Raw genomic sequence first — 18,692 nt, forward strand, 5'->3', positions numbered from 1 at the left:
GGGAATAGGGGTGGCTGTGTTTTTACCGCGCGGGGCACCATGATTCGCCTACGCGCGGTAAGTTTCTGGCCATGCCACGTGGACGTCACCGCCATTCCCCGCCGTTGCACCGGTTGTTGCCTCCTTCGGCGATCGCGGGCGTGTCGCTCGTCTGCGCCTTCGGGCCCTGGGTCTTCTCACAGGCGGCGGCGCTCCGCATAGTCGCGGCGATCGCCGCCGCGACCGCGCTCGTCGGCGCGGCCGTCATGCGCCGCTGGGACACTCAGGCGGGCAAACAGGTCGCCGACCTGGTACGCGCGCGTACGAGCGACGAGTGGCGCTACGAGGAGCGGCTCGCCGAACTCGAGTCCGACCTCGACGAGTCGCGCGAACTGCGCGTCAAGCTGGAGCACAAGCTGCGCGCCAAGCGCACGGAACTCGCGGGCCTGCGCAACGAACACGCGGCACTGCTGCGCCGGTACGCCACGGCGGAGACCGAGCGCGCCAGCGCTCTGGAGGGCCGCCGCCTGCTGGAGATAGAGGCCGCGGAACCCACGCGCGCGTTGCCGACGATCTCGGCGCACGGCGACGACGACGTCGCGGCGGACGTGGACGCGGATCTCATGGATCTCCAGGACGACGAATTCGACACGGATGACGCGGACGACACCGGGGCTGTGGCTGCCGCGGTCGAGACCACGTCCGGAACCAAGACCAAGACCGAGGCCGAGAGCCAGGACGAGACCGACGCGGAGACGGGCGTAGAGGCGGACGCCGAGGCCGGGACCGAGGACGAGGAGTCCGAGGTTTCCGAGGCGGAGGCCGAAGTCGTCGAGGAGAAGAAGCCCGCGGTCGCCGCGGTGTTCTCCCCGGAGGGGTCCAAGCTGTTCCTGCGGGCCAAGGCGGCGCTGGTCCGGCTCGACGACGACGCCGAGTCCGCGGCGCCCGCCCCGAAGGACGACGACTCCGCGCCGGCCGAGCCCGCCCCGGTGGAGGCCGGCGGCGGCGCCACCGAGCCGGAGGCCGCGCGGGAGGACGAGGCGGAGGGGAAGCCCGAGGCGGTCGACGGGCATGAGCACGCGGCCGCCGTCCCCCCGGCCGTGAAGTCCACCCCGCCCGTGCCGCTCTCGGGGCACTTCACCGTGCCGACCGCGGTGGCGGTCGTACCGGCGGCCCCCGTACGGCGGCCGATGATCGCGGGCGGGTTCGACTTCTTCGGCATGCAGAAGGGGTCGACGACCGCCGCGATGGACGCCGTACAGAACGAGGATCTCGCCGACGTCGTGGGCCAGGAGGCCCTCGCGGTGCACAAGGCGGAGGCCGAGTCGCAGTTCAAGCCGGCCGACGAGCGGTCGCGCGGTGTCGGCGCGGTCCAGGTCATCGACCTGACGGCGCACGACGAGACCGAGCAGATCAACCTCCCCGGACTGCGGACCGCGGCTTCCTGACCGGGTCCTGACCGGGTCCTGACCGGGTCCTGACCGGGCCTCAGGCCATCCAGCGGTCCGGCCGCGCGTCCCTGCGGCCCGTCCGTGACCGCTCGGCCTGTCCGGCGAGCAGCTCCGCGGCCTCCTCCGCGTCCCGCAGACGGGCTGTGACGGTCTTGTTGGCCCCGGTGTCCACGTGCACCTCGGCGAGCCGCCAGAGCCGCTCCCAGGGCCCCTGCTTGAGCCGTACGCTCTGCACCTTCGCGTGCGGCACCAGCGCCAGGCTCCGGCGCAGCAGCCCGTGCCGGGCCGCGAACACCGTGTCGGTGACCGCGAGGCCGTAGCCACGCCACCACAGCGGCACGCACCAGTGCGCCCGTCGCGGAGGGCGGGACAGCGCCGGGAGCGGCGGCACCGTCACCCCGGGCAGCACGCGCGCGACGACCGACTCGGCGATCTCGCGCGGGGCGACCGGTACCAGCACGGAGTTGGACGAACCGGCCACGTCCAGCTCGACCCGCACCCATCCGCGCCGCCGCCACAGCAGCGGTTCCACGATCCGCACGGTCTGCACCCGCCCCGGCGGCACCGTCTCGTGCGTGCGGTCCAGCAGCCCGTGGTCGATGCGCAGCCCGTCCGGGGACTCGCCCACCGTCCAGTCGTACTCGCCGACGAACCGCCCCACACTGCTCGCGCCCGCCGCGCCCAGCAGCGGCAGCGCGGTCGCGAGGACCGTCCACACGCTGTGGGTGGCGAGCCACAGGAGCGGCGGTACGACGAGTGCGGCGGCCAGCGACCCCCAGGTGGCGCCGGTCAGCACCAGGGACACCGCGAGGACCCCGGCAGGCACGTGCAGCAGCTGCTGCGAGGGCGCCTCGCCGACCTCGTGCGCGGTCTCGGGGGCGAACCCGGCCGCCCGCGCGAGCAGTTCGGCCCGCAGCGCCCGCGCCTCGTCCTCGCCCAGGAAGGCGAGTTCGTCCTTCTTGTCCGTCCCCACGACGTCGAGCTTGAGCTTGGCGACGCCCGCCACGCGCGCGAGGAGGGGCTGTGTCACGTCGACGGCCTGGATGCGCTCCAGCCGGATGTGCGCGGTGCGCCGGAACAACAGGCCGGTACGGATGCGCAGTTCGGTGTCGGTCACCGAGAAGTGGGTGAACCACCAGGTCAGGAAGCCGTACAGACCGGCGGCCGGCACGATCACGGCCAGCGCGATCAGCAGGGTGACGGTGGTCAGCCGGGTCAGCTGTTCCTGCGCCTGGTTGGGGTCGTGCACCGCCCACCCGATGATGACGGCGACCGGCGCCCACGCCCGGCGCAACGGCGTCACCGGATGCAACCGCCGCTCCACGACAGACACTTGCTCCCGTACGGCCTCGGTGGCCTCGGGTACGTCCTTCTCGGCGCCGGGCGTCGTCACAGCCCCGCCGATCGGGCCTCGCCCAGCTCGGTGAGCCGGTCGCGCAGCCGTTCGGCCTCGGCCGGGACCAGCCCCGGGATCGTCGCGTCGGTCGCCGCCGCGGCTGTGTGCAACTGCACGCTCGCGAGCCCGAAGTGCCGCTCGACGGGCCCCGAGGTCACCTCCACGAGCTGCATCCGCCCGTACGGCACGATCGTCTCGTGGTGCCACAGCACACCCCTGCTGATCAGCAGGTCGTCGGCGCGCTCGGCGTACCGCCAGGAGCGCCAGTTGCGGCCCAGGACCACCCAGCCCCATGCCATGACGCCGAGCGGCAGCAGCGCGAACGCCGCCCAGACGGGCCCGGCGAACAGGTTCAGGAGCGCGCCCAGGACCGCGGTCAGCAGGCCCAGCCACACCACCAGCAACAGCCGTCGCATCTTCAGCAGCCCCGGCGGCAGCCCGGTCCACAGCGGCTCGCGCGCCGCGTCGTCGTGCGCGGCAGTCCCCGTTTCCATGCCGCAAGCGTACGTACGAGAGACTGTGTCCATGACTCCCACGACGGAGACCATGGTCGGGATCGGCGGCGCCGCGGAGAGCACCGACATGGTGCTCAACATCGGCCCCCAGCATCCCTCCACGCACGGAGTGCTGCGCCTGCGGCTCGTCCTGGACGGCGAGCGCATCCAGCACGCGGAGCCGGTGATCGGCTATATGCACCGCGGCGCCGAGAAGCTCTTCGAGGCGCGCGACTACCGCCAGATCATCATGCTCGCCAACCGCCACGACTGGCTGTCGGCCTTCTCGAACGAGCTGGGCGTGGTCCTCGCCGTGGAGCGGATGCTCGGCATGGAGGTCCCCCCGCGCGCGGTGTGGACACGCACGCTGCTCGCCGAGCTGAACCGGGTGCTCAACCACCTGATGTTCCTGGGGTCGTACCCCCTGGAACTCGGCGGGATCACCCCGGTGTTCTACGCGTTCCGGGAACGCGAGGTGCTCCAGAACGTCATGGAGGAGGTCTCCGGCGGGCGCATGCACTACATGTTCAACCGGGTCGGCGGCCTCAAGGAGGACCTTCCCGCCGGATGGGCCTCACGCGCGCGTGAAGCCGTCGCCGCCGTGCGTTCCCGCATGGACCGCTTCGACGACCTGGTGCTCGGCAACGAGATCTTCCGGGGGCGTACGCGCGGGGTGGGCGCGCTGTCTCCCGAGGCCGTGCACGCCTACGGGGTGAGCGGGCCCATCGCGCGCGCCTCGGGCGTCGACTTCGACCTGCGGCGCGACGAGCCGTACCTCGCGTACGGCGAACTCCAGGACACCCTGAAGGTCGTCACCCGCCAGGAGGGCGACTGTCTCGCCCGCTTCGAGGTGCTCCTGGAGCAGACCCACAACGCGCTCGACCTCGCGGACGCCTGCCTCGACCGGCTCGCCGCGCTGGAGCCCGGTCCGATCAACCAGCGGCTCCCGAAGGTCCTGAAGGCGCCCGAGGGGCACACGTACGCGTGGACCGAGAACCCGCTCGGCATCAACGGCTACTACCTCGTCAGCAAGGGCGAGAAGACCCCGTACCGGCTGAAGCTGCGCTCGGCGTCCTACAACAACATCCAGGCGCTCGCCGTGCTGCTGCCGGGGACGCTGGTGGCGGACATGGTGGCGATTCTGGGGTCGTTGTTCTTCGTGGTCGGGGACATCGACAAGTAGTCGGCGACAGCGACAAGTACGACAGTGACAAGTACGACAGCGACAAGTAGGGGTCAAGTAGCGGCTGTTCACGGTTCGTCGAGTGGGTCCGGAATTCCAACCGAATGGACAAGCCAGCCGAAGTCGCCGAGTCCGCCGGCCGCGGTGAGTTCGGCCGCCTCGCCGGAGCTCGCGAGGGCGCGGACGTACGCCGTCGGGTCTGTGGAGGCCAGCGTGAGCGGGGGGCGCGCGCCCGTGACACCGAGGGCGCGCAGGGCGGCGCGTTGCGTGAGCAGGCGTGCGCCGGAGAGTGCGCCCGCTGCGTCGGCCGCCGTCGCGCCCGCTTCCGCGCAGGCGTCCAGGGCGACGTGCGCCGTGATGTCGCACGAGCCGTCCGGTACGGGGGCCGTCTCACGGCCCTCGCGGAAACCGGTGAGCGTGCCGAACGGGGGGCGCGTGTCGGTGGTGTGCGCGTAGTCGACGGCGATCGCGAGCCCCCGGTCGACGCGGGCGACGGCGGACGCCCAGGCGGTGTCCCTGGGGAGGCCGATCTCGGCGCGCAGCCCCTCCTCGGGCGTCGGCGGCCACCAGCGCGCGAGCCACGCGGCCTCCGCACCGGACACCGGTTCCCCGAGCCGCTCGGTCCCGTCCTCCCGGACGAGCACGAGCCGCGGTACGCCGGCGGAGTCCACCTCGGCGACGTCCACGGGTACGTTGTCGAGCCACTCGTTGGCGAACAGCAGCCCGGTGATCTCCTTCGGGGACTCGGTCAGCCACCCGACGCGGGGATCGAGCCCTTCTGGGCGGTCGGCGATCTCGACGCCGTGGGCACGCACGCGTGCGGCCACTTCGGCGGGCAGGGCGGCGAGCACGCCGGTCACCAGCTCGCCGCGGCCCGCGCCCAGGTCCACGAAGTCCAGCGCCGCCGGCCGGTCCAGCGCCTCGTCCACCCGGCACAGCAGCCGCGCCACGGCCCCCGCGAACAGCGCCGACGCGTGCACCGACGTACGGAAGTGCCCGGCGGGTCCCTCGGGCCTGCGATAGAAGCCCACAGGCCCGTACAGGGCCTCCTCGGCGGCCGTCCGCCAGCCGCGCCACCGGCCCGTGGTGTCTTCCGTCACGTGGTCAGAGTAAGTGCAGAGGACAACGGGGCCTCCACCTTGGGGAGTACGCCGGACGTATACGGATCGATCCTCCGGTTGACCCCCGCACACTTCACGCTTCCCTACGCTGGGTTACGTGCAGCGCCTCTACGACTTCCTCCGCAGACACCCGACATGGGTCGACACCTTCTGGGCTGTCTTCCTGCTGGGGCTGAGCGGCGTGAGCATCGCCAGTACCAGCTACGCGTCGGGCCGTCACGGGACGGCCGCCGGGGCGATCGCGGCGTCCGCCGTGATGTGTGCGGCGATCGCGCTGCGCCGCCGCTGGCCGGAGAAGATGCTCGTCCTGGCCGGCGCGACGGGCCTCGTGCAGCTGGTCCTCGACATCGAGCCCGTGGTGGCCGACTTCGCCATGCTGGTGATCGTCTACACGGTCGCCGCGATCGGTGCCCGCTGGGCCTCCCGCTTCGCCCTGGCCGCCGGTCTGTCCGCGGCGACCCTGGCGCAGATCCGCTGGCCCCAGGAACACACCAGTACCGCCGGGCTGGTCGCGCTGGCGATCTTCCAGACCGTGCCGTTCGCGCTGGCCTGGGTGCTCGGCGACTCGATGCGCACCCGGCGCGCGTACTTCGCGCAGCTGGAGGAGCGCGCCGCCCGGCTGGAGAAGGAGCGCGAGGCGCAGGCCAAGGTCGCGGTCGCCGCCGAGCGCGCCCGGATCGCCCGCGAGCTGCACGACGTGGTCGCGCACAACGTGTCGGTGATGGTGGTCCAGGCCGACGGCGCCGCCTATGTCCTCGACTCGGCGCCGGACCAGGCCAAGAAGGCCCTGGAGACCATCTCCTCCACCGGCCGCCAGGCCCTCGCCGAGATGCGCCGCCTGCTGGGCGTGCTGCGCACCGGCGAGCACAAGGAGGCCGGCGAGTACGTCCCGCAGCCGGACGTGGAGCAGATCGACGACCTGATCGAGCAGTGCCGTACGTCCGGACTGCCCGTCGACTTCAAGGTCGAGGGCACCCCGCGCCCGCTGCCGAGCGGCGTCGAGCTGACGGCGTACCGGATCGTGCAGGAGGCGCTCACCAACACCCGCAAGCACGGCGGCCCGAACACGGGCGCCAGTGTGCGCCTGGTCTACTTCGACGACGGTCTCGGGCTGCTCGTCGAGGACGACGGCAAGGGCGCCCCGCACGAGCTGTACGAGGAGGGCGGCGCCGACGGCCAGGGGCATGGTCTGATCGGTATGCGCGAGCGGGTCGGCATGGTCGGGGGCACCCTGGACGCGGGACCGCGGCCCGGCGGCGGTTTCCGCATCAGCGCGCTGCTGCCGCTCAAACCCGCGCACTGACCACCGACGCCTTTCGCGCGCCGGGCATTGACACCTGTAAGGACCCGCACCACCACCCGCCGACCGAACGGAAGATGACCCCCATGACGATCCGCGTGATGCTCGTCGACGACCAGGTGCTGCTGCGCACCGGGTTCCGGATGGTGCTCGCCGCCCAGCCGGACATGGAGGTCGTCGCGGAGGCGGGCGACGGTGTCGAGGCCCTTCAGGTGCTGGCCGCGACCGCGGTCGACGTGGTGCTGATGGACGTCCGTATGCCCAAGCTGGACGGGGTGGAGACCACCCGCCGTATCTGCCAGGGCGAGAACCCGCCGAAGGTGCTGATCCTGACCACCTTCGACCTCGACGAGTACGCCTTCTCCGGGCTGAAGGCGGGCGCCTCCGGCTTCATGCTCAAGGACGTGCCGCCCGGCGAACTCCTCACCGCGATCCGCTCCGTGCACAGCGGGGACGCCGTGGTGGCGCCCTCGACGACCCGCCGGCTCCTGGACCGCTTCGCCCCGATGCTGCCCGCCACCGGCAAGGAGCCCCGGCACAAGGAGCTGGAGCGCCTCACCGAGCGCGAGCGCGAGGTCATGATCCTCGTCGCCCAGGGCCTGTCCAACGGCGAGATCGCGGCCCATCTGGTGCTGTCCGAGGCGACCGTGAAGACCCATGTCGGCCGCATCCTGACCAAGCTCGGCCTGCGGGACCGGGTGCAGGTGGTGGTCCTGGCGTACGAGACGGGGCTGGTGCGGGCCGGCGGCCACGGCTGAGGAGTCACCCCTCCGGCTGTCCGGGGGCGGCTATCTGAGGATGCCCTCCAGGAAGTCGCTGCCCAGGCGGGCCACCGTCGTGACGTCCAGCTGGTGCAGGACGTAGCGGCCCCGGCGGCGGGTGGTGATCAGGCCGGCCTTCTTCAGGACGCCGAGGTGGCGGGATATCTCGGGGGCGGTCATGCCGTGCACCTGGGTCAGCTCGCTCGTGGTGAAGGCGGTGCGGGCCAGGCTGCGGCACAGGCGCATGCGGACCGGGTGGGACAGGGCGGTCATCCGCAGGGTCAGCTGCTCCAGGGAGGGCGGTGCGGCGAGCTTGGGCGTGCCCACGGGGTAGTGCACCACGGGCTGCCAGCCGTACCGGAACAGGACCGTCAGGTGCGGCCAGCCCAGGCTGGTGGGCACCAGGAGGAGGCCGCCGTCCTGTGTCGCCGTGCGGCCGGTGCCGAGTTTGTCGACCGTGATGCGGGTGGCGCCCTCGTCGAGGGCCACCGCCGTGGACATCGACTTCAGGGCCTCCGCGAGGCCCTTGCGCCGCAGGAGGTCCGTCTTGTGGCGGGCGTCGGCCGCGAGCTGGTCGTGCATCCGGGACCAGGTCTCCGCGAAGAAGGCCTCGTCGCAGTCCTCCAGGAACTGCCGCAGCCAGGCCCTGGTCCGCGGCGGGTCGGTCAACAGCCGCTCGGTGAAAGCCAGTTGACCCGGGCCGCGCGCCGCCGCCTGCTCCAGGGCGCGCCGCCGGATCCCGGTGTCGGTGAGCGGGCCGGGTCCGCCCGTGCTGTACGTGAGGGCGCAGGTCGTGAACTCCATCGCCGCGTCCACGAACTGCTCGTCCGTCAGCTTGTCCAGGAGGTCCAGCTCCTCGGCGAGCGTGGACCCGGGGAGCGTGCTGCGGCCCGGGATGCCCGCGTACGGCAGGAACAGGTCGGAGAACGTCGACCGCCACAGGAAGTCGGCCTCGCACATCCGGTCGGCCAGATGCGGGTCCAGCCGGGCCGTGACGCCGGTGACCCAGCCCTGGAGGCCGGGATGGTGCCCCGGCTCGGACAGCGCGTGGAGCGCCATGCACAGCTCGCCCAGGGGCGAGGGCGCGAAGGTGATCCGCTCCTGCCGCAGCCCGGTGATGTCGATGTGCACGCTCATGTCCCCCATCGTGCACCCCGCCACTGACAACGCCCCCTCGATTGACGGCGCCCGTCAATCGACGCGACAGCCACCGGGGAGCGGCGCAGCCTGGAGACAGGAGCGGCACCCAGCAGTACTACCTCGACACCTACCGCGCCCGGCGGCTCGGCGAGGCACCCCCGCCCCCGTCCGGCGCCCACGAGTGGCGGACCGCCCGCGAACCGCGCGGCTACCGGCGGTTCCGCGCGGTCGGCGCGGGGCGCCCGGCCCGGGGGCGGCTGCGGCGGGCCCTGGGCCGGTGGCTGCACCCGCACACGCGTTCCGCTTGCTGACGGCCCGCCCGCGCGTTCCGCCTGCCCAGGGCCCTCCTCGTGCCCCGCACAGCCGTGAGGCCGCCTTCTAGAGGGCCGTCTCCTCCTTGAGCCTGACCACGAAGTCCGCGACCGCCGCCTTCACGTCGTCGGCCGTCCACTCCAGGGCGGCGGCCCGCACATAGACCTCGGTGACCGCCAGACCCGGACCCTTCGCGTCCCAGGGGTTGGCGAAGAGGGCGGTCTTCGTCTCCTCTGCCTGCCGGATCGCGGCCTCCGAGACCGCGTCGGGGTCGTACGGCAGCCAGACCTGGAACTCGTTCGTGTGCGGCTGCTCTGGCTGGACCCGTATCCAGGGCACGCCCGCCGCCGTGAACCCCTCGCGCAGCGCCTCGGCGACCACGCGCGCGTGGGCCACGTACGAGGGCAGCCGGGGCAGTTCCCGGTCCAGGCCCGCGAGGGCCGTGAGCGCGGTGGGGAACTGCTGGAAGACCATGCCGCCGTACCGGTGCCGCCAGGTCTTCGCCTCGTCGATCAGGGTCTTCGGACCGGCGAGCGCGGCGCCGCCGAGGGCGTCGAGGGACTTGTAGAACGACACGTAGACGCTGTCGGCCAGGTCGGCGATCTCGTCGAGCGGGCGGCCGAAGTGGGAGGCGGACTCCCACAGGCGGGCGCCGTCGAAGTGGACCACCGCGTCGCGTTCGCGGGCGGCCTCGACGACGGCGGAGAGTTCGTCCCAGGTGGGCAGGACGAAACCGGCGTCCCGGAGGGGCAGTTCGAGCATCAGCGCCCCGAAGGGCTCGGGGAAGTCGCGCACCTCGTCGGCGGTCGGCTGCCGGGGCTCGCTCGTCACATGGACCGGGCGCAACCCGCCGACCTGGCTGAACGCGTCCCGTTCGTGCACTTCGGGGTGGGCGAGCGGATGCAGGGCGACCGCCGGGTTTCCGGTGCGGCCCGCCCAGCAGCGCAGGGCGACCTGCTGGGCCATCGTGCCGGTGGGGAAGAACGCGGCGGCTTCCTTGCCGAGCAGTCCGGCGACCCTCTTCTCCAGGGTCTCGACGACGCCGTTGCCGTACATGTCGGACGTCTCGTCCAGGTCGTACCGCTCGGCCGCCTCCTGCACGAAGGCGAGCCGCTCCCGGAGGGGTCCCAGGAAGCCGAGGCGCGCGAGGGCGCGCTCCGCGCTCCGGTTCGCGCTGTTACGCCGCTTGCGGCGCGCCAGGAGCCGCTCCTCGTCGGTTGTCGGCTCCGCTCCCCGCTCGCCCTGCTCCGTCTGATCCTCGCTCTGTTCCGCCGCATCGCTCATGCTCCGGATGATGCCTGGCGCGGGTCCGCGAGAGCACCTCGATTTCCCCGGGCTTTCCCGTACGTCGCCGCTGTGCGACAACCCACAGCCTGTGGACAACCGGACGCCCCTCGAACCGATCGCGTTAACATGACGAGAAATCGTCCGGTACCCGGAGCGGACTGGAACGGGAAGGCCGCCGTCGCGTGAGTACATTCCAACAGCCAGAGCCCAAGGACCGCCCCGCGCGGCTCGCCGTCGGTGTCGTCGGCGCCGGCCGGGTGGGCCCCGCGCTGGCCGCGTCCCTCCAGCTCGCCGGGCACCGCCCGGTGGCCGTCTCCGGGGTCTCCGACGCGTCCAGGCGACGGGCCGCGCTGCTGCTCCCCGACGTGCCCGTCGTCACGCCCGCCCAGGTCCTGGAGCGCTCCGACCTGGTCCTGCTCACCGTCCCGGACGACGCCCTGCCCGGACTCGTGGAGGGCCTCGCCGACACCGGTGCCGTACGCCCCGGGCAGCTCCTCGTGCACACTTCCGGGCGGTACGGCGCGAGGGTCCTGGACCCCGCTCTGCGGGTCGGCGCGCTGCCGCTGGCCCTGCACCCCGCGATGACGTTCACGGGCACCCCTGTGGACGTGCAGCGTCTCGCCGGGTGCTCCTTCGGGGTCACCGCGCCCGAGGAGCTGCGGCTGGCCGCCGAGGCCCTGGTGATCGAGATGGGCGGCGAGCCCGAGTGGATCGCCGAGGAGAACCGCCCGCTCTACCACGCGGCCCTCGCGTTGGGCGCCAACCACCTGGTGACCCTGGTCGCCGAGTCCATGGAGCTGCTGCGCACGGCCGGCGTCGAGGCCCCCGACCGGATGCTCGGCCCGCTGCTGGGCGCCGCCCTGGACAACGCCCTGCGCTCCGGCGACGCGGCACTCACCGGGCCCGTCGCGCGCGGGGACGCGGGCACCGTCGCCGCGCACGTCACCGAGTTGCGCAAGCACGCCCCGCAGACCGTCGCCGGCTATCTGGCGATGGCCCGCGCGACCGCCGACCGGGCCCTGGCCCACGGGCTCCTCAAGCCGGAACTCGCCGAGGACCTCCTCGGGGTACTCGCCAACGGCACCGAGGGAGACGCCGGATGACCACCGTCCTGCTCCGCACCGCCGACGAACTCCACGCACGCACGCGTGCGGGCCGTCGCGCCGTCGTGATGACGATGGGCGCCCTCCACGAGGGCCACGCCACGCTGGTCCGCACCGCGCGCGAGATCGCCGGACCCGACGGCGAGGTCGTGGTCACCGTCTTCGTGAACCCGCTGCAGTTCGGCGCGGGCGAGGACCTCGACCGCTATCCGCGCACCCTGGACGCCGACCTCAAGATCGCCGAACAGGCGGGCGCCGAAGCGGTGTTCGCGCCTTCCGTGGACGAGGTCTACCCCGGTGGCGAACCCCAGGTGCGCGTCTCGGCGGGCCCCATGGGTGAACGCCTGGAGGGCGCGGTCCGCCCCGGCCACTTCGACGGCATGCTCACCGTCGTCGCCAAACTGCTGCACCTCACCCGCCCCGACGTGGCCCTGTTCGGGCAGAAGGACGCCCAGCAGCTCGCCCTGATCCGCCGCATGGTGCGCGACCTGAACTTCGGCACGGAGATCGTCGGCGTGCCGACCGTGCGCGAGGCCGACGGCCTGGCCCTGTCCAGCCGCAACCGCTATCTGTCCCCCCGGGAGCGGCGTACCGCGCTCGCCCTCTCCCAGGCCCTGTTCGCGGGCCGCGACCGGCACGCCGCCCAGGAGGCGCTGCGCGCGCGGGCCCGCGAAGTGCCCGCCACGCACGCGCGTGCCGAGGCGCTCAGCGCCATAGGGGAGTCCCGCGCGGCGGCCGACGCGCACGCCGTCGCCAAGGCCGCCCCCGGCCCCGGCAACCCGGCGTCGGTCCGTGCCGCCGCCCGCCTGGTCCTCGACAACGCCGCCCGCCTGGACCCGCCGCTCGCCCTGGACTACCTCGCCCTGGTCGACCCGTCCGACTTCACGGACGTCGACGAGGACTTCACCGGAGAGGCCGTCCTCGCCGTCGCCGCCCGGGTCGGGACGACCCGGCTGATCGACAACATCCCACTCGCTTTCGGAACCTTCGGAGCCGCCTCGTGACCAGCACAGGCATACGACTGCACGCCCCCGCCCCCGGGTGGTCCATCGCCGCGGACGTGGTGGTGGTCGGCTCAGGAGTGGCCGGGCTGACCGCGGCCCTGCGTTGTGAGGCGGCGGGCCTGCGAGCGGTCGTCGTCACCAAGGCCCGCCTCGACGACGGCTCCACCCGCTGGGCGCAGGGCGGTATCGCCGCGGCCCTCGGGGAGGGCGACACCCCCGAACAGCACCTGGACGACACCCTGGTGGCGGGCGCGGGCCTGTGCGACGAGGAGGCCGTCCGGATCCTCGTCACCGAGGGCCCCGACGCCGTGCGACGGCTCATCGAGACCGGTGCCCACTTCGACGAGGCCGCCGAGGGAGGGCTGGAGCTGGCCCGCGAGGGCGGCCACCACCGGCGCCGTATCGCGCACGCCGGCGGGGACGCGACCGGCGCCGAGATCTCCCGGGCGCTCGTCGAGGCCGTACGCGCGCGTGGGCTGCGCACGATCGAGAACGCGCTCGTGCTGGACCTCCTGACGGACGCGGAGGGCCGTACGGCGGGCGTGAGCCTGCACGTCATGGGCGAGGGCCAGCACGACGGTGTGGGAGCCGTGCACGCGCCCGCCGTGGTCCTCGCGACCGGCGGCATGGGGCAGGTCTTCTCCGCGACCACCAACCCGTCCGTGTCGACGGGCGACGGGGTCGCCCTCGCGCTCCGCGCGGGTGCCGAGGTCTCCGACCTGGAGTTCGTGCAGTTCCACCCGACCGTGCTGTTCCTCGGCGCCGACGCGGAGGGCCAGCAGCCCCTCGTCTCCGAGGCGGTGCGCGGCGAGGGCGCCCACCTGGTCGACGCCGACGGCGTGCGCTTCATGGTGGGCCAGCACGAACTGGCCGAACTCGCGCCCCGGGACATCGTGGCCAAGGGCATCATGCGGCGCATGCAGGAGCAGGACGCCGAGCACATGTTCCTCGACGCCCGGCACTTCGGCGCCGACATGTGGGAGCACCGCTTCCCGACGATCCTCGCCGCCTGCCGCAGCCACGGCATCGACCCGGTCAGCGAGCCCGTCCCGGTCGCCCCGGCCGCCCACTACGCCTCCGGGGGCGTCCGCACCGACTCCCGGGGCCGTACGACCGTCCCCGGCCTGTACGCGTGCGGGGAGGTCGCCTGCACCGGTGTGCACGGCGCGAACCGGCTCGCCTCCAACTCGCTCCTCGAAGGCCTCGTCTACGCCGAGCGCATCGTCGCCGACATCACCGGGAACCAGGCGGAGAACGCCCTCCACGCGCGCGTGCCCGAGCCCGTCCCGCACCCCCAGAAGCCCGCGCACCCGCTGCTCGCCCCGGAGGCCCGCTTCGCGATCCAGCGGATCATGACCGAGGGCGCGGGCGTCCTGCGCTCCGCCGACTCCCTCGCCAGGGCAGCCGGACAGCTCCAGCAGCTGCACACCGACGCCCGTGACGCCCTCGACGAGAACGGCAAGACCGCCGAGCCCGGCGTCGACACCTGGGAGGCCACCAACCTCCTGTGCGTGGCCCGCGTCCTGGTCACCGCCGCCCGGCAGCGCGAGGAGACCCGGGGCTGCCACTGGCGCGAGGACCACGCCGACCGTGACGACACCGACTGGCGCCGCCACATCGTCGTACGGCTGAATCCGGACCGCACGCTGGCCGTACACACCACGGACACCGCAGACTTCCCCCCGACCCTGCAGCACCGTCCCCAGGAGCAGTGACAGACGTGAGCACCCACGACCTTCCCCTCGCCGACAGCGGCGGCTGCGGTGACGGCTGTGCCTGTGGCGCGGGCGACGACGCGGAGTATCTGGAGTGCGGTCTCGATCCCGCGCTCGCCGGACTCCTGGCCGACGCCGGACTCGACCCCCTGGAGGTCGAGGACATCGCCAATGTCGCCATCCAGGAGGACCTGGACCACGGAGTGGACGTGACGACCGTCGCGACCATCCCCGAAGAGGCCGTCGCCACAGCCGACTTCACCGCGCGCGAGGCCGGTGTCGTGGCGGGCCTGAGGGTCGCCGAAGCGGTGGTCTCCGTGGTCTGCACCGACGCGTTCGAGGTCGAGCGGCACGTGGAGGACGGCGACCGCGTGGAGGCCGGACAGAAGCTCCTGTCGGTCACCACGCGCACGCGTGACCTCCTGACCGCCGAGCGCAGCGCGCTCAACATCCTGTGCCGCCTCTCCGGCATCGCGACCGCCACGCGCGCGTGGGCCGACGCCCTGGACGGCACGAAGGCGAAGGTCCGCGACACCCGCAAGACGACGCCCGGCCTGCGCTCCCTGGAGAAGTACGCGGTCCGCTGCGGCGGGGGCGTCAATCACCGCATGTCCCTCTCGGACGCGGCCCTCGTCAAGGACAACCACGTGGTCGCCGCGGGCGGCGTCGCCCAGGCCTTCAAGGCCGTACGGGAGGCCTTCCCGGACGTACCGATCGAGGTCGAGGTCGACACCCTGCACCAGCTCCGCGACGTCCTCGACGCCGGCGCCGACCTGATCCTCCTGGACAACTTCACCCCCGGCGAGTGCGCGGAGGCCGTCGGCATCGTGCACGGCCGCGCCGCCCTGGAGGCCTCCGGTCGGCTCACCCTGGACAACGCCAAGGCGTACGCCGACACCGGGGTGGACTACCTCGCCGTAGGGGCCCTGACCCACTCCGCGCCGATCCTGGACATCGGCCTCGACCTCCGTGAGGCGCAGTAGTCATGCTCCTCACGATCGACGTGGGCAACACGCACACCGTCCTGGGTCTGTTCGACGGCGAAGAGATCATCGAACACTGGCGCATCTCCACGGACGCGCGCCGCACCGCCGACGAACTCGCCGTCCTCCTCCAGGGCCTGATGGGCATGCACCCGCTCCTCGGAGAGGAGCTGGGCGACGGCATCGACGGCATCGCGATCTGCGCCACCGTCCCGTCCGTCCTGCACGAACTGCGCGAGGTCACCCGCCGCTACTACGGCGACGTGCCCGCCGTCCTCGTCGAACCGGGCGTCAAGACGGGCGTCCCGATCCTGACCGACAACCCCAAGGAGGTCGGCGCGGACCGCATCATCAACGCGGTCGCCGCCGTCGAGCTCTACGGCGGCCCCGCGATCGTCGTCGACTTCGGTACGGCGACCACGTTCGACGCGGTCTCCGCGCGCGGGGAGTACATCGGCGGTGTCATCGCCCCCGGTATCGAGATCTCGGTCGAGGCACTCGGCGTCAAGGGCGCCCAGCTGCGCAAGATCGAGGTGGCGAGGCCCCGCAGCGTGATCGGCAAGAACACCGTCGAGGCGATGCAGTCGGGCATCGTCTACGGGTTCGCCGGCCAGGTCGACGGAGTCGTCACCCGGATGGCCAAGGAGCTGGCGGACGACCCGGAGGACGTGACGGTGATCGCGACCGGCGGCCTGGCCCCGATGGTCCTGGGCGAGGCCTCGGTGATCGACGAACACGAGCCCTGGCTGACGCTGATCGGGCTGCGCCTGGTCTACGAGCGGAACGTCTCGCGGATGTGACCCGGTAGCGGGCCGAGGCTGCCTGCCGCCGGGCGCAGCCCCCGCCCCGTAGATGTCGCTCGCGCGTGCCCATGAGGTGCTGTTTCCTGCGTCCGTAGGGTGCCGCCGCGCCCAGTGGGCGGCTGCCGTGGCGCGCGCGGGCGCTGGTGCCGGTCGTGGTGCGACTGCCGGGTGCGCGGCGGATCAGCCGCTGCCTGCCGCCGGGCGGCGCTCCTCCCGCCCCCGCAGGTGTTGCTCGCGCGTGCCCACGAGGTGTCGTTTCCCGCGCCCGTAGGGTTGCCGTCCCGCCCCGAGGGCGGCTGGCGTGCGCGTGTGGTGCCGGTCGTGGCGCTGCTGCCCGAGAGTGCGCAGGGATGAGGCTGGCCTGCCGCCTGCCGCCTGCCGCCTGCCGCCTGCCGGCGCCCCAGCCCCACCGGTGCCGCTCCCGCGCGCGGGGTGCCGCCGCGCACCAACGGTGGGTGCCACGCGGGCGACGGAGCCTTGGTGGCGGCCATCGCGCGGCTGCCCGGTACGCGGCACCCGCTGCCCGCCTCTGGGCGAAAACCCCGCGCCACACCCGCCCCCTATGTCGAATTTGTCTGATTAGCGCGTATCGTCGCCGCATGCCCACGCCATACGGATCCCGCGGCGGCATGGCGTTCGGTGCGGAGGAGCTGCGTGTGCTCCGTCGCGCTCTCGCCCTCGCCCTCCAGCCCAAAACCGCCTCGGCCGAGGACGTCCAGGACTGCCTCCGGCTCGCCGAATCCCTCGACGAGGCGGTACGCGAGGGAGTCCGGCTGCGCGCCTTCCTGGTCGCCGACCTCGCCCGGTACCGCGCCGCCCTGCCCGGTACCACCGCCGGTTACCTCACGCTCCTGGAGGAGGCGCTCGGCGCCGGGTACCGCCCGGACGTCGACGACCTCTCCGCGCTGCGGGCGCTGCGCGGCAACCCGGCGGCCGCCGCTGTCCTGGACCGCTGCCTCACGCTCGCCGAACAGGACGTACGCGCGCGCCTCGCCCGCCGCACGACCGTCAGGCCCGCCCCGACCGTCCCGGCCTCCCGTACCCGCCTCCTGGCGCTTCCTGGAGGCCTCTCCGAGCGCCCTTCGGGGATGGTCGGGGGGCCTGCCGGGGAGGACGCCAAGGAGCCGGTGCGCAAGCCCGTGGAGCGGCCCGCGCCCACGCCTCCGCCGGCGGCGCCGAAGCCGTCCCGGCCCATCCCCACGCCGGGCGAGGTCTTTCCGCGGCGCAAACCGGCATCGCCGCCCGCGAACCCGCCGCAGCAGCTCGCCGCCGGCTGAACCGACCCCGCCCCGCCCCCCTTCGGGCCCGTGGCTACTCTGGACGGCATGGACTATGTCTCCGCGCTCGTGCCCCCGGTCGTCATGGCCGTGTTCTTCATCGGACTGATCCGGGTCATCGTGAAGACCCAGGGCGGGGCCATGAAGGCCAAGGAGGACGCGGCCGTCGACGCCGCCATCGCGCGCGCGGAGAGCGCCCGCCAGGCCTCTTCGGCCACCGACGCCTGAACCTTCCGCTTTCGGCGGCGCCTTCAAGGGCGTACGACTCCCGCACGCGTGCGCGTGCTTTCCGAGTCGTACGCCCTTTTTGTGCCTTTTCCACTATGGTTCTGAGCTGTGCCTCGCCCATTGGGAGAACTCGAAGACTCGGTCATGACGCGGGTGTGGAAGTGGAACCGCCCGGTGACCGTTCGAGAAGTCCTGGAAGACCTTCAGCAGGAACGGTCCATCGCGTACACCACGGTGATGACCGTTTTGGACAATCTCCATCAGAAGGGCTGGGTGCGTCGTGAGGCGGAAGGCCGGGCGTATCGATATGAGGCGGTCTCCACACGAGCCGCCTACTCCGCCGCCCTGATGAACGACGCCTGGTCCCAGAGCGACAACCCCGCCGCCGCTCTCGTCGCCTTCTTCGGCATGATGAGCGACGAACAGCGCGAAGCCCTGCGCAGCGCCGTACGCATCGTCCAGGGACCGGAAACACCCGAACCCCCGGATCGCGTCGAGAACCCCGGCTCCACGCCCTCCGGCGGCGGGCGATAGCGTCCGCTCATGTCAGCAGAGCAGCCCGAAGTCACCGCGAAAGCCATCACCGTCCGGCGGGCCCGGACCGGCGATGTGCCGGCGGTGCGCCGACTCCTTGACGCCTACGTCCGCGGTCGCATCCTGCTCGACAAAGCGACGGTGACCCTTTACGAGGACATACAGGAGTTCTGGGTCGCCGAACGGGACGACAACGCGGAGGTCGTCGGCTGCGGCGCTCTGCATGTCATGTGGGAAGACCTCGCGGAAGTCCGCACTCTCGCGGTGAAGCCCGGGTTGAAGGGCGCCGGTGTAGGTCATCAGTTGCTGGAGAAGTTGCTGCACACGGCTCGCTGGCTAGGCGTTCGTCGCGTTTTCTGTCTCACCTTCGAAGTGGACTTCTTCTCGAAGCACGGCTTCGTGGAGATCGGTGAGACACCCGTCGACACCGATGTCTACGCGGAGCTGTTGCGTTCCTATGACGAGGGCGTGGCGGAGTTCCTCGGTCTCGAACGAGTGAAACCGAACACCTTGGGCAACAGCCGGATGCTTCTGCATCTGTGATCGCCGCGCCCAATTCGGCGGGGACTTCGGCGGGGACGCCCTGCCCAGGTTCCCTATGTCCGAAACGCGCATCTTTCC

Annotated in this window: 19 protein-coding genes; 14 read left to right on the forward strand and 5 right to left on the reverse strand. The window is 72.4% G+C overall.

What is annotated here, in order from left to right; all coding sequences use genetic code 11:
• Nucleotides 1-71 precede the first annotated feature (71 nt).
• The gene (locus tag ACIQBL_RS24280; protein ID WP_401944955.1) at nt 72-1,427 is read left to right on the forward strand and encodes a hypothetical protein; all 1,356 of its coding nucleotides are present in this window, start codon (nt 72-74) and stop codon (nt 1,425-1,427) included.
• 40 nt (nt 1,428-1,467) lie between these two features.
• Here ACIQBL_RS24280 and ACIQBL_RS24285 read toward each other — a convergent pair whose 3' ends face one another.
• Nucleotides 1,468-2,823: a PH domain-containing protein gene (locus tag ACIQBL_RS24285; RefSeq protein ID WP_401944956.1), complete on the reverse strand. Its 1,356-nt coding sequence runs from the start codon at nt 2,821-2,823 to the stop codon at nt 1,468-1,470.
• Nucleotides 2,820-3,320, reverse strand: a complete 501-nt coding sequence (locus ACIQBL_RS24290) for a PH domain-containing protein (protein WP_401944958.1) — start codon at nt 3,318-3,320, stop codon at nt 2,820-2,822. Before ACIQBL_RS24290 ends, ACIQBL_RS24285 begins: the two co-directional genes overlap by 4 nt.
• Before the next feature lie 31 nt (nt 3,321-3,351).
• On the opposite strand from ACIQBL_RS24290, the gene ACIQBL_RS24295 reads away from it, so the two are divergent.
• A complete protein-coding gene (locus ACIQBL_RS24295; RefSeq protein ID WP_401944960.1) occupies nt 3,352-4,503 on the forward strand; it encodes an NADH-quinone oxidoreductase subunit D in 1,152 nt (383 codons plus the stop codon).
• 68 nt (nt 4,504-4,571) lie between these two features.
• On the opposite strand, the gene ACIQBL_RS24300 is transcribed toward ACIQBL_RS24295, so the two are convergent.
• Nucleotides 4,572-5,603 (reverse strand): SAM-dependent methyltransferase, encoded by a 1,032-nt coding sequence (locus ACIQBL_RS24300; RefSeq protein ID WP_401944962.1) that lies wholly within the window; start codon nt 5,601-5,603, stop codon nt 4,572-4,574.
• Between the two features lie 118 nt (nt 5,604-5,721).
• Here ACIQBL_RS24300 and ACIQBL_RS24305 point away from each other — a divergent pair, with 118 nt between their 5' ends.
• Complete coding sequence (locus tag ACIQBL_RS24305) at nt 5,722-6,927, forward strand: sensor histidine kinase (protein ID WP_401944963.1); 1,206 nt, start codon at nt 5,722-5,724, stop codon at nt 6,925-6,927.
• 83 nt (nt 6,928-7,010) lie between these two features.
• Nucleotides 7,011-7,682: a response regulator gene (locus ACIQBL_RS24310; RefSeq protein WP_401944964.1), complete on the forward strand. Its 672-nt coding sequence runs from the start codon at nt 7,011-7,013 to the stop codon at nt 7,680-7,682.
• A gap of 30 nt (nt 7,683-7,712) precedes the next feature.
• Here ACIQBL_RS24310 and ACIQBL_RS24315 read toward each other — a convergent pair whose 3' ends face one another.
• Nucleotides 7,713-8,822: a DUF5937 family protein gene (locus ACIQBL_RS24315; protein WP_401944966.1), complete on the reverse strand. Its 1,110-nt coding sequence runs from the start codon at nt 8,820-8,822 to the stop codon at nt 7,713-7,715.
• Between the two features lie 41 nt (nt 8,823-8,863).
• Here ACIQBL_RS24315 and ACIQBL_RS24320 point away from each other — a divergent pair, with 41 nt between their 5' ends.
• Nucleotides 8,864-9,136, forward strand: a complete 273-nt coding sequence (locus tag ACIQBL_RS24320; protein WP_401944968.1) for a hypothetical protein — start codon at nt 8,864-8,866, stop codon at nt 9,134-9,136.
• Between the two features lie 67 nt (nt 9,137-9,203).
• On the opposite strand, the gene ACIQBL_RS24325 is transcribed toward ACIQBL_RS24320, so the two are convergent.
• Nucleotides 9,204-10,421, reverse strand: a complete 1,218-nt coding sequence (locus ACIQBL_RS24325) for a threonine aldolase family protein (RefSeq protein WP_401944970.1) — start codon at nt 10,419-10,421, stop codon at nt 9,204-9,206.
• 185 nt (nt 10,422-10,606) lie between these two features.
• Here ACIQBL_RS24325 and ACIQBL_RS24330 point away from each other — a divergent pair, with 185 nt between their 5' ends.
• The 9 genes from ACIQBL_RS24330 (at nt 10,607) to ACIQBL_RS24370 (ending at nt 18,614) form a co-directional block, all read left to right on the forward strand.
• Nucleotides 10,607-11,527 carry a Rossmann-like and DUF2520 domain-containing protein gene (locus ACIQBL_RS24330; RefSeq protein WP_401944971.1) on the forward strand — a complete coding sequence of 307 codons (921 nt, stop codon included), beginning with the start codon at nt 10,607-10,609 and terminating at the stop codon, nt 11,525-11,527.
• On the forward strand, nt 11,524-12,531 hold the full coding sequence (gene panC / locus ACIQBL_RS24335) for a pantoate--beta-alanine ligase (RefSeq protein ID WP_401944973.1): 1,008 nt from the start codon (nt 11,524-11,526) through the stop codon (nt 12,529-12,531). The genes ACIQBL_RS24330 and panC overlap by 4 nt, the downstream gene beginning before the upstream one ends.
• The gene (locus ACIQBL_RS24340) at nt 12,528-14,246 is read left to right on the forward strand and encodes an L-aspartate oxidase (protein WP_401944974.1); all 1,719 of its coding nucleotides are present in this window, start codon (nt 12,528-12,530) and stop codon (nt 14,244-14,246) included. The genes panC and ACIQBL_RS24340 overlap by 4 nt, the downstream gene beginning before the upstream one ends.
• A gap of 5 nt (nt 14,247-14,251) precedes the next feature.
• The gene (gene nadC / locus ACIQBL_RS24345) at nt 14,252-15,229 is read left to right on the forward strand and encodes a carboxylating nicotinate-nucleotide diphosphorylase (RefSeq protein ID WP_401944976.1); all 978 of its coding nucleotides are present in this window, start codon (nt 14,252-14,254) and stop codon (nt 15,227-15,229) included.
• Nucleotides 15,230-15,231: 2 nt separating this feature from the next.
• Nucleotides 15,232-16,029, forward strand: a complete 798-nt coding sequence (locus tag ACIQBL_RS24350) for a type III pantothenate kinase (RefSeq protein ID WP_200680630.1) — start codon at nt 15,232-15,234, stop codon at nt 16,027-16,029.
• A 632-nt stretch (nt 16,030-16,661) separates the two neighbouring features.
• On the forward strand, nt 16,662-17,309 hold the full coding sequence (locus ACIQBL_RS24355) for a hypothetical protein (protein WP_401945076.1): 648 nt from the start codon (nt 16,662-16,664) through the stop codon (nt 17,307-17,309).
• A gap of 48 nt (nt 17,310-17,357) precedes the next feature.
• Nucleotides 17,358-17,537 carry a hypothetical protein gene (locus tag ACIQBL_RS24360; RefSeq protein ID WP_043685379.1) on the forward strand — a complete coding sequence of 60 codons (180 nt, stop codon included), beginning with the start codon at nt 17,358-17,360 and terminating at the stop codon, nt 17,535-17,537.
• 144 nt (nt 17,538-17,681) lie between these two features.
• Entirely contained in the window at nt 17,682-18,071 is a 390-nt protein-coding gene (locus ACIQBL_RS24365) for a BlaI/MecI/CopY family transcriptional regulator (protein WP_401944978.1), read from the forward strand.
• A gap of 9 nt (nt 18,072-18,080) precedes the next feature.
• The gene (locus ACIQBL_RS24370; RefSeq protein ID WP_026179546.1) at nt 18,081-18,614 is read left to right on the forward strand and encodes an amino-acid N-acetyltransferase; all 534 of its coding nucleotides are present in this window, start codon (nt 18,081-18,083) and stop codon (nt 18,612-18,614) included.
• Nucleotides 18,615-18,692: the final 78 nt, after the last annotated feature.

Source organism: Streptomyces sp. NPDC088350 (genome assembly GCF_044753545.1).
In the GTDB taxonomy this organism is placed as follows: domain Bacteria; phylum Actinomycetota; class Actinomycetes; order Streptomycetales; family Streptomycetaceae; genus Streptomyces.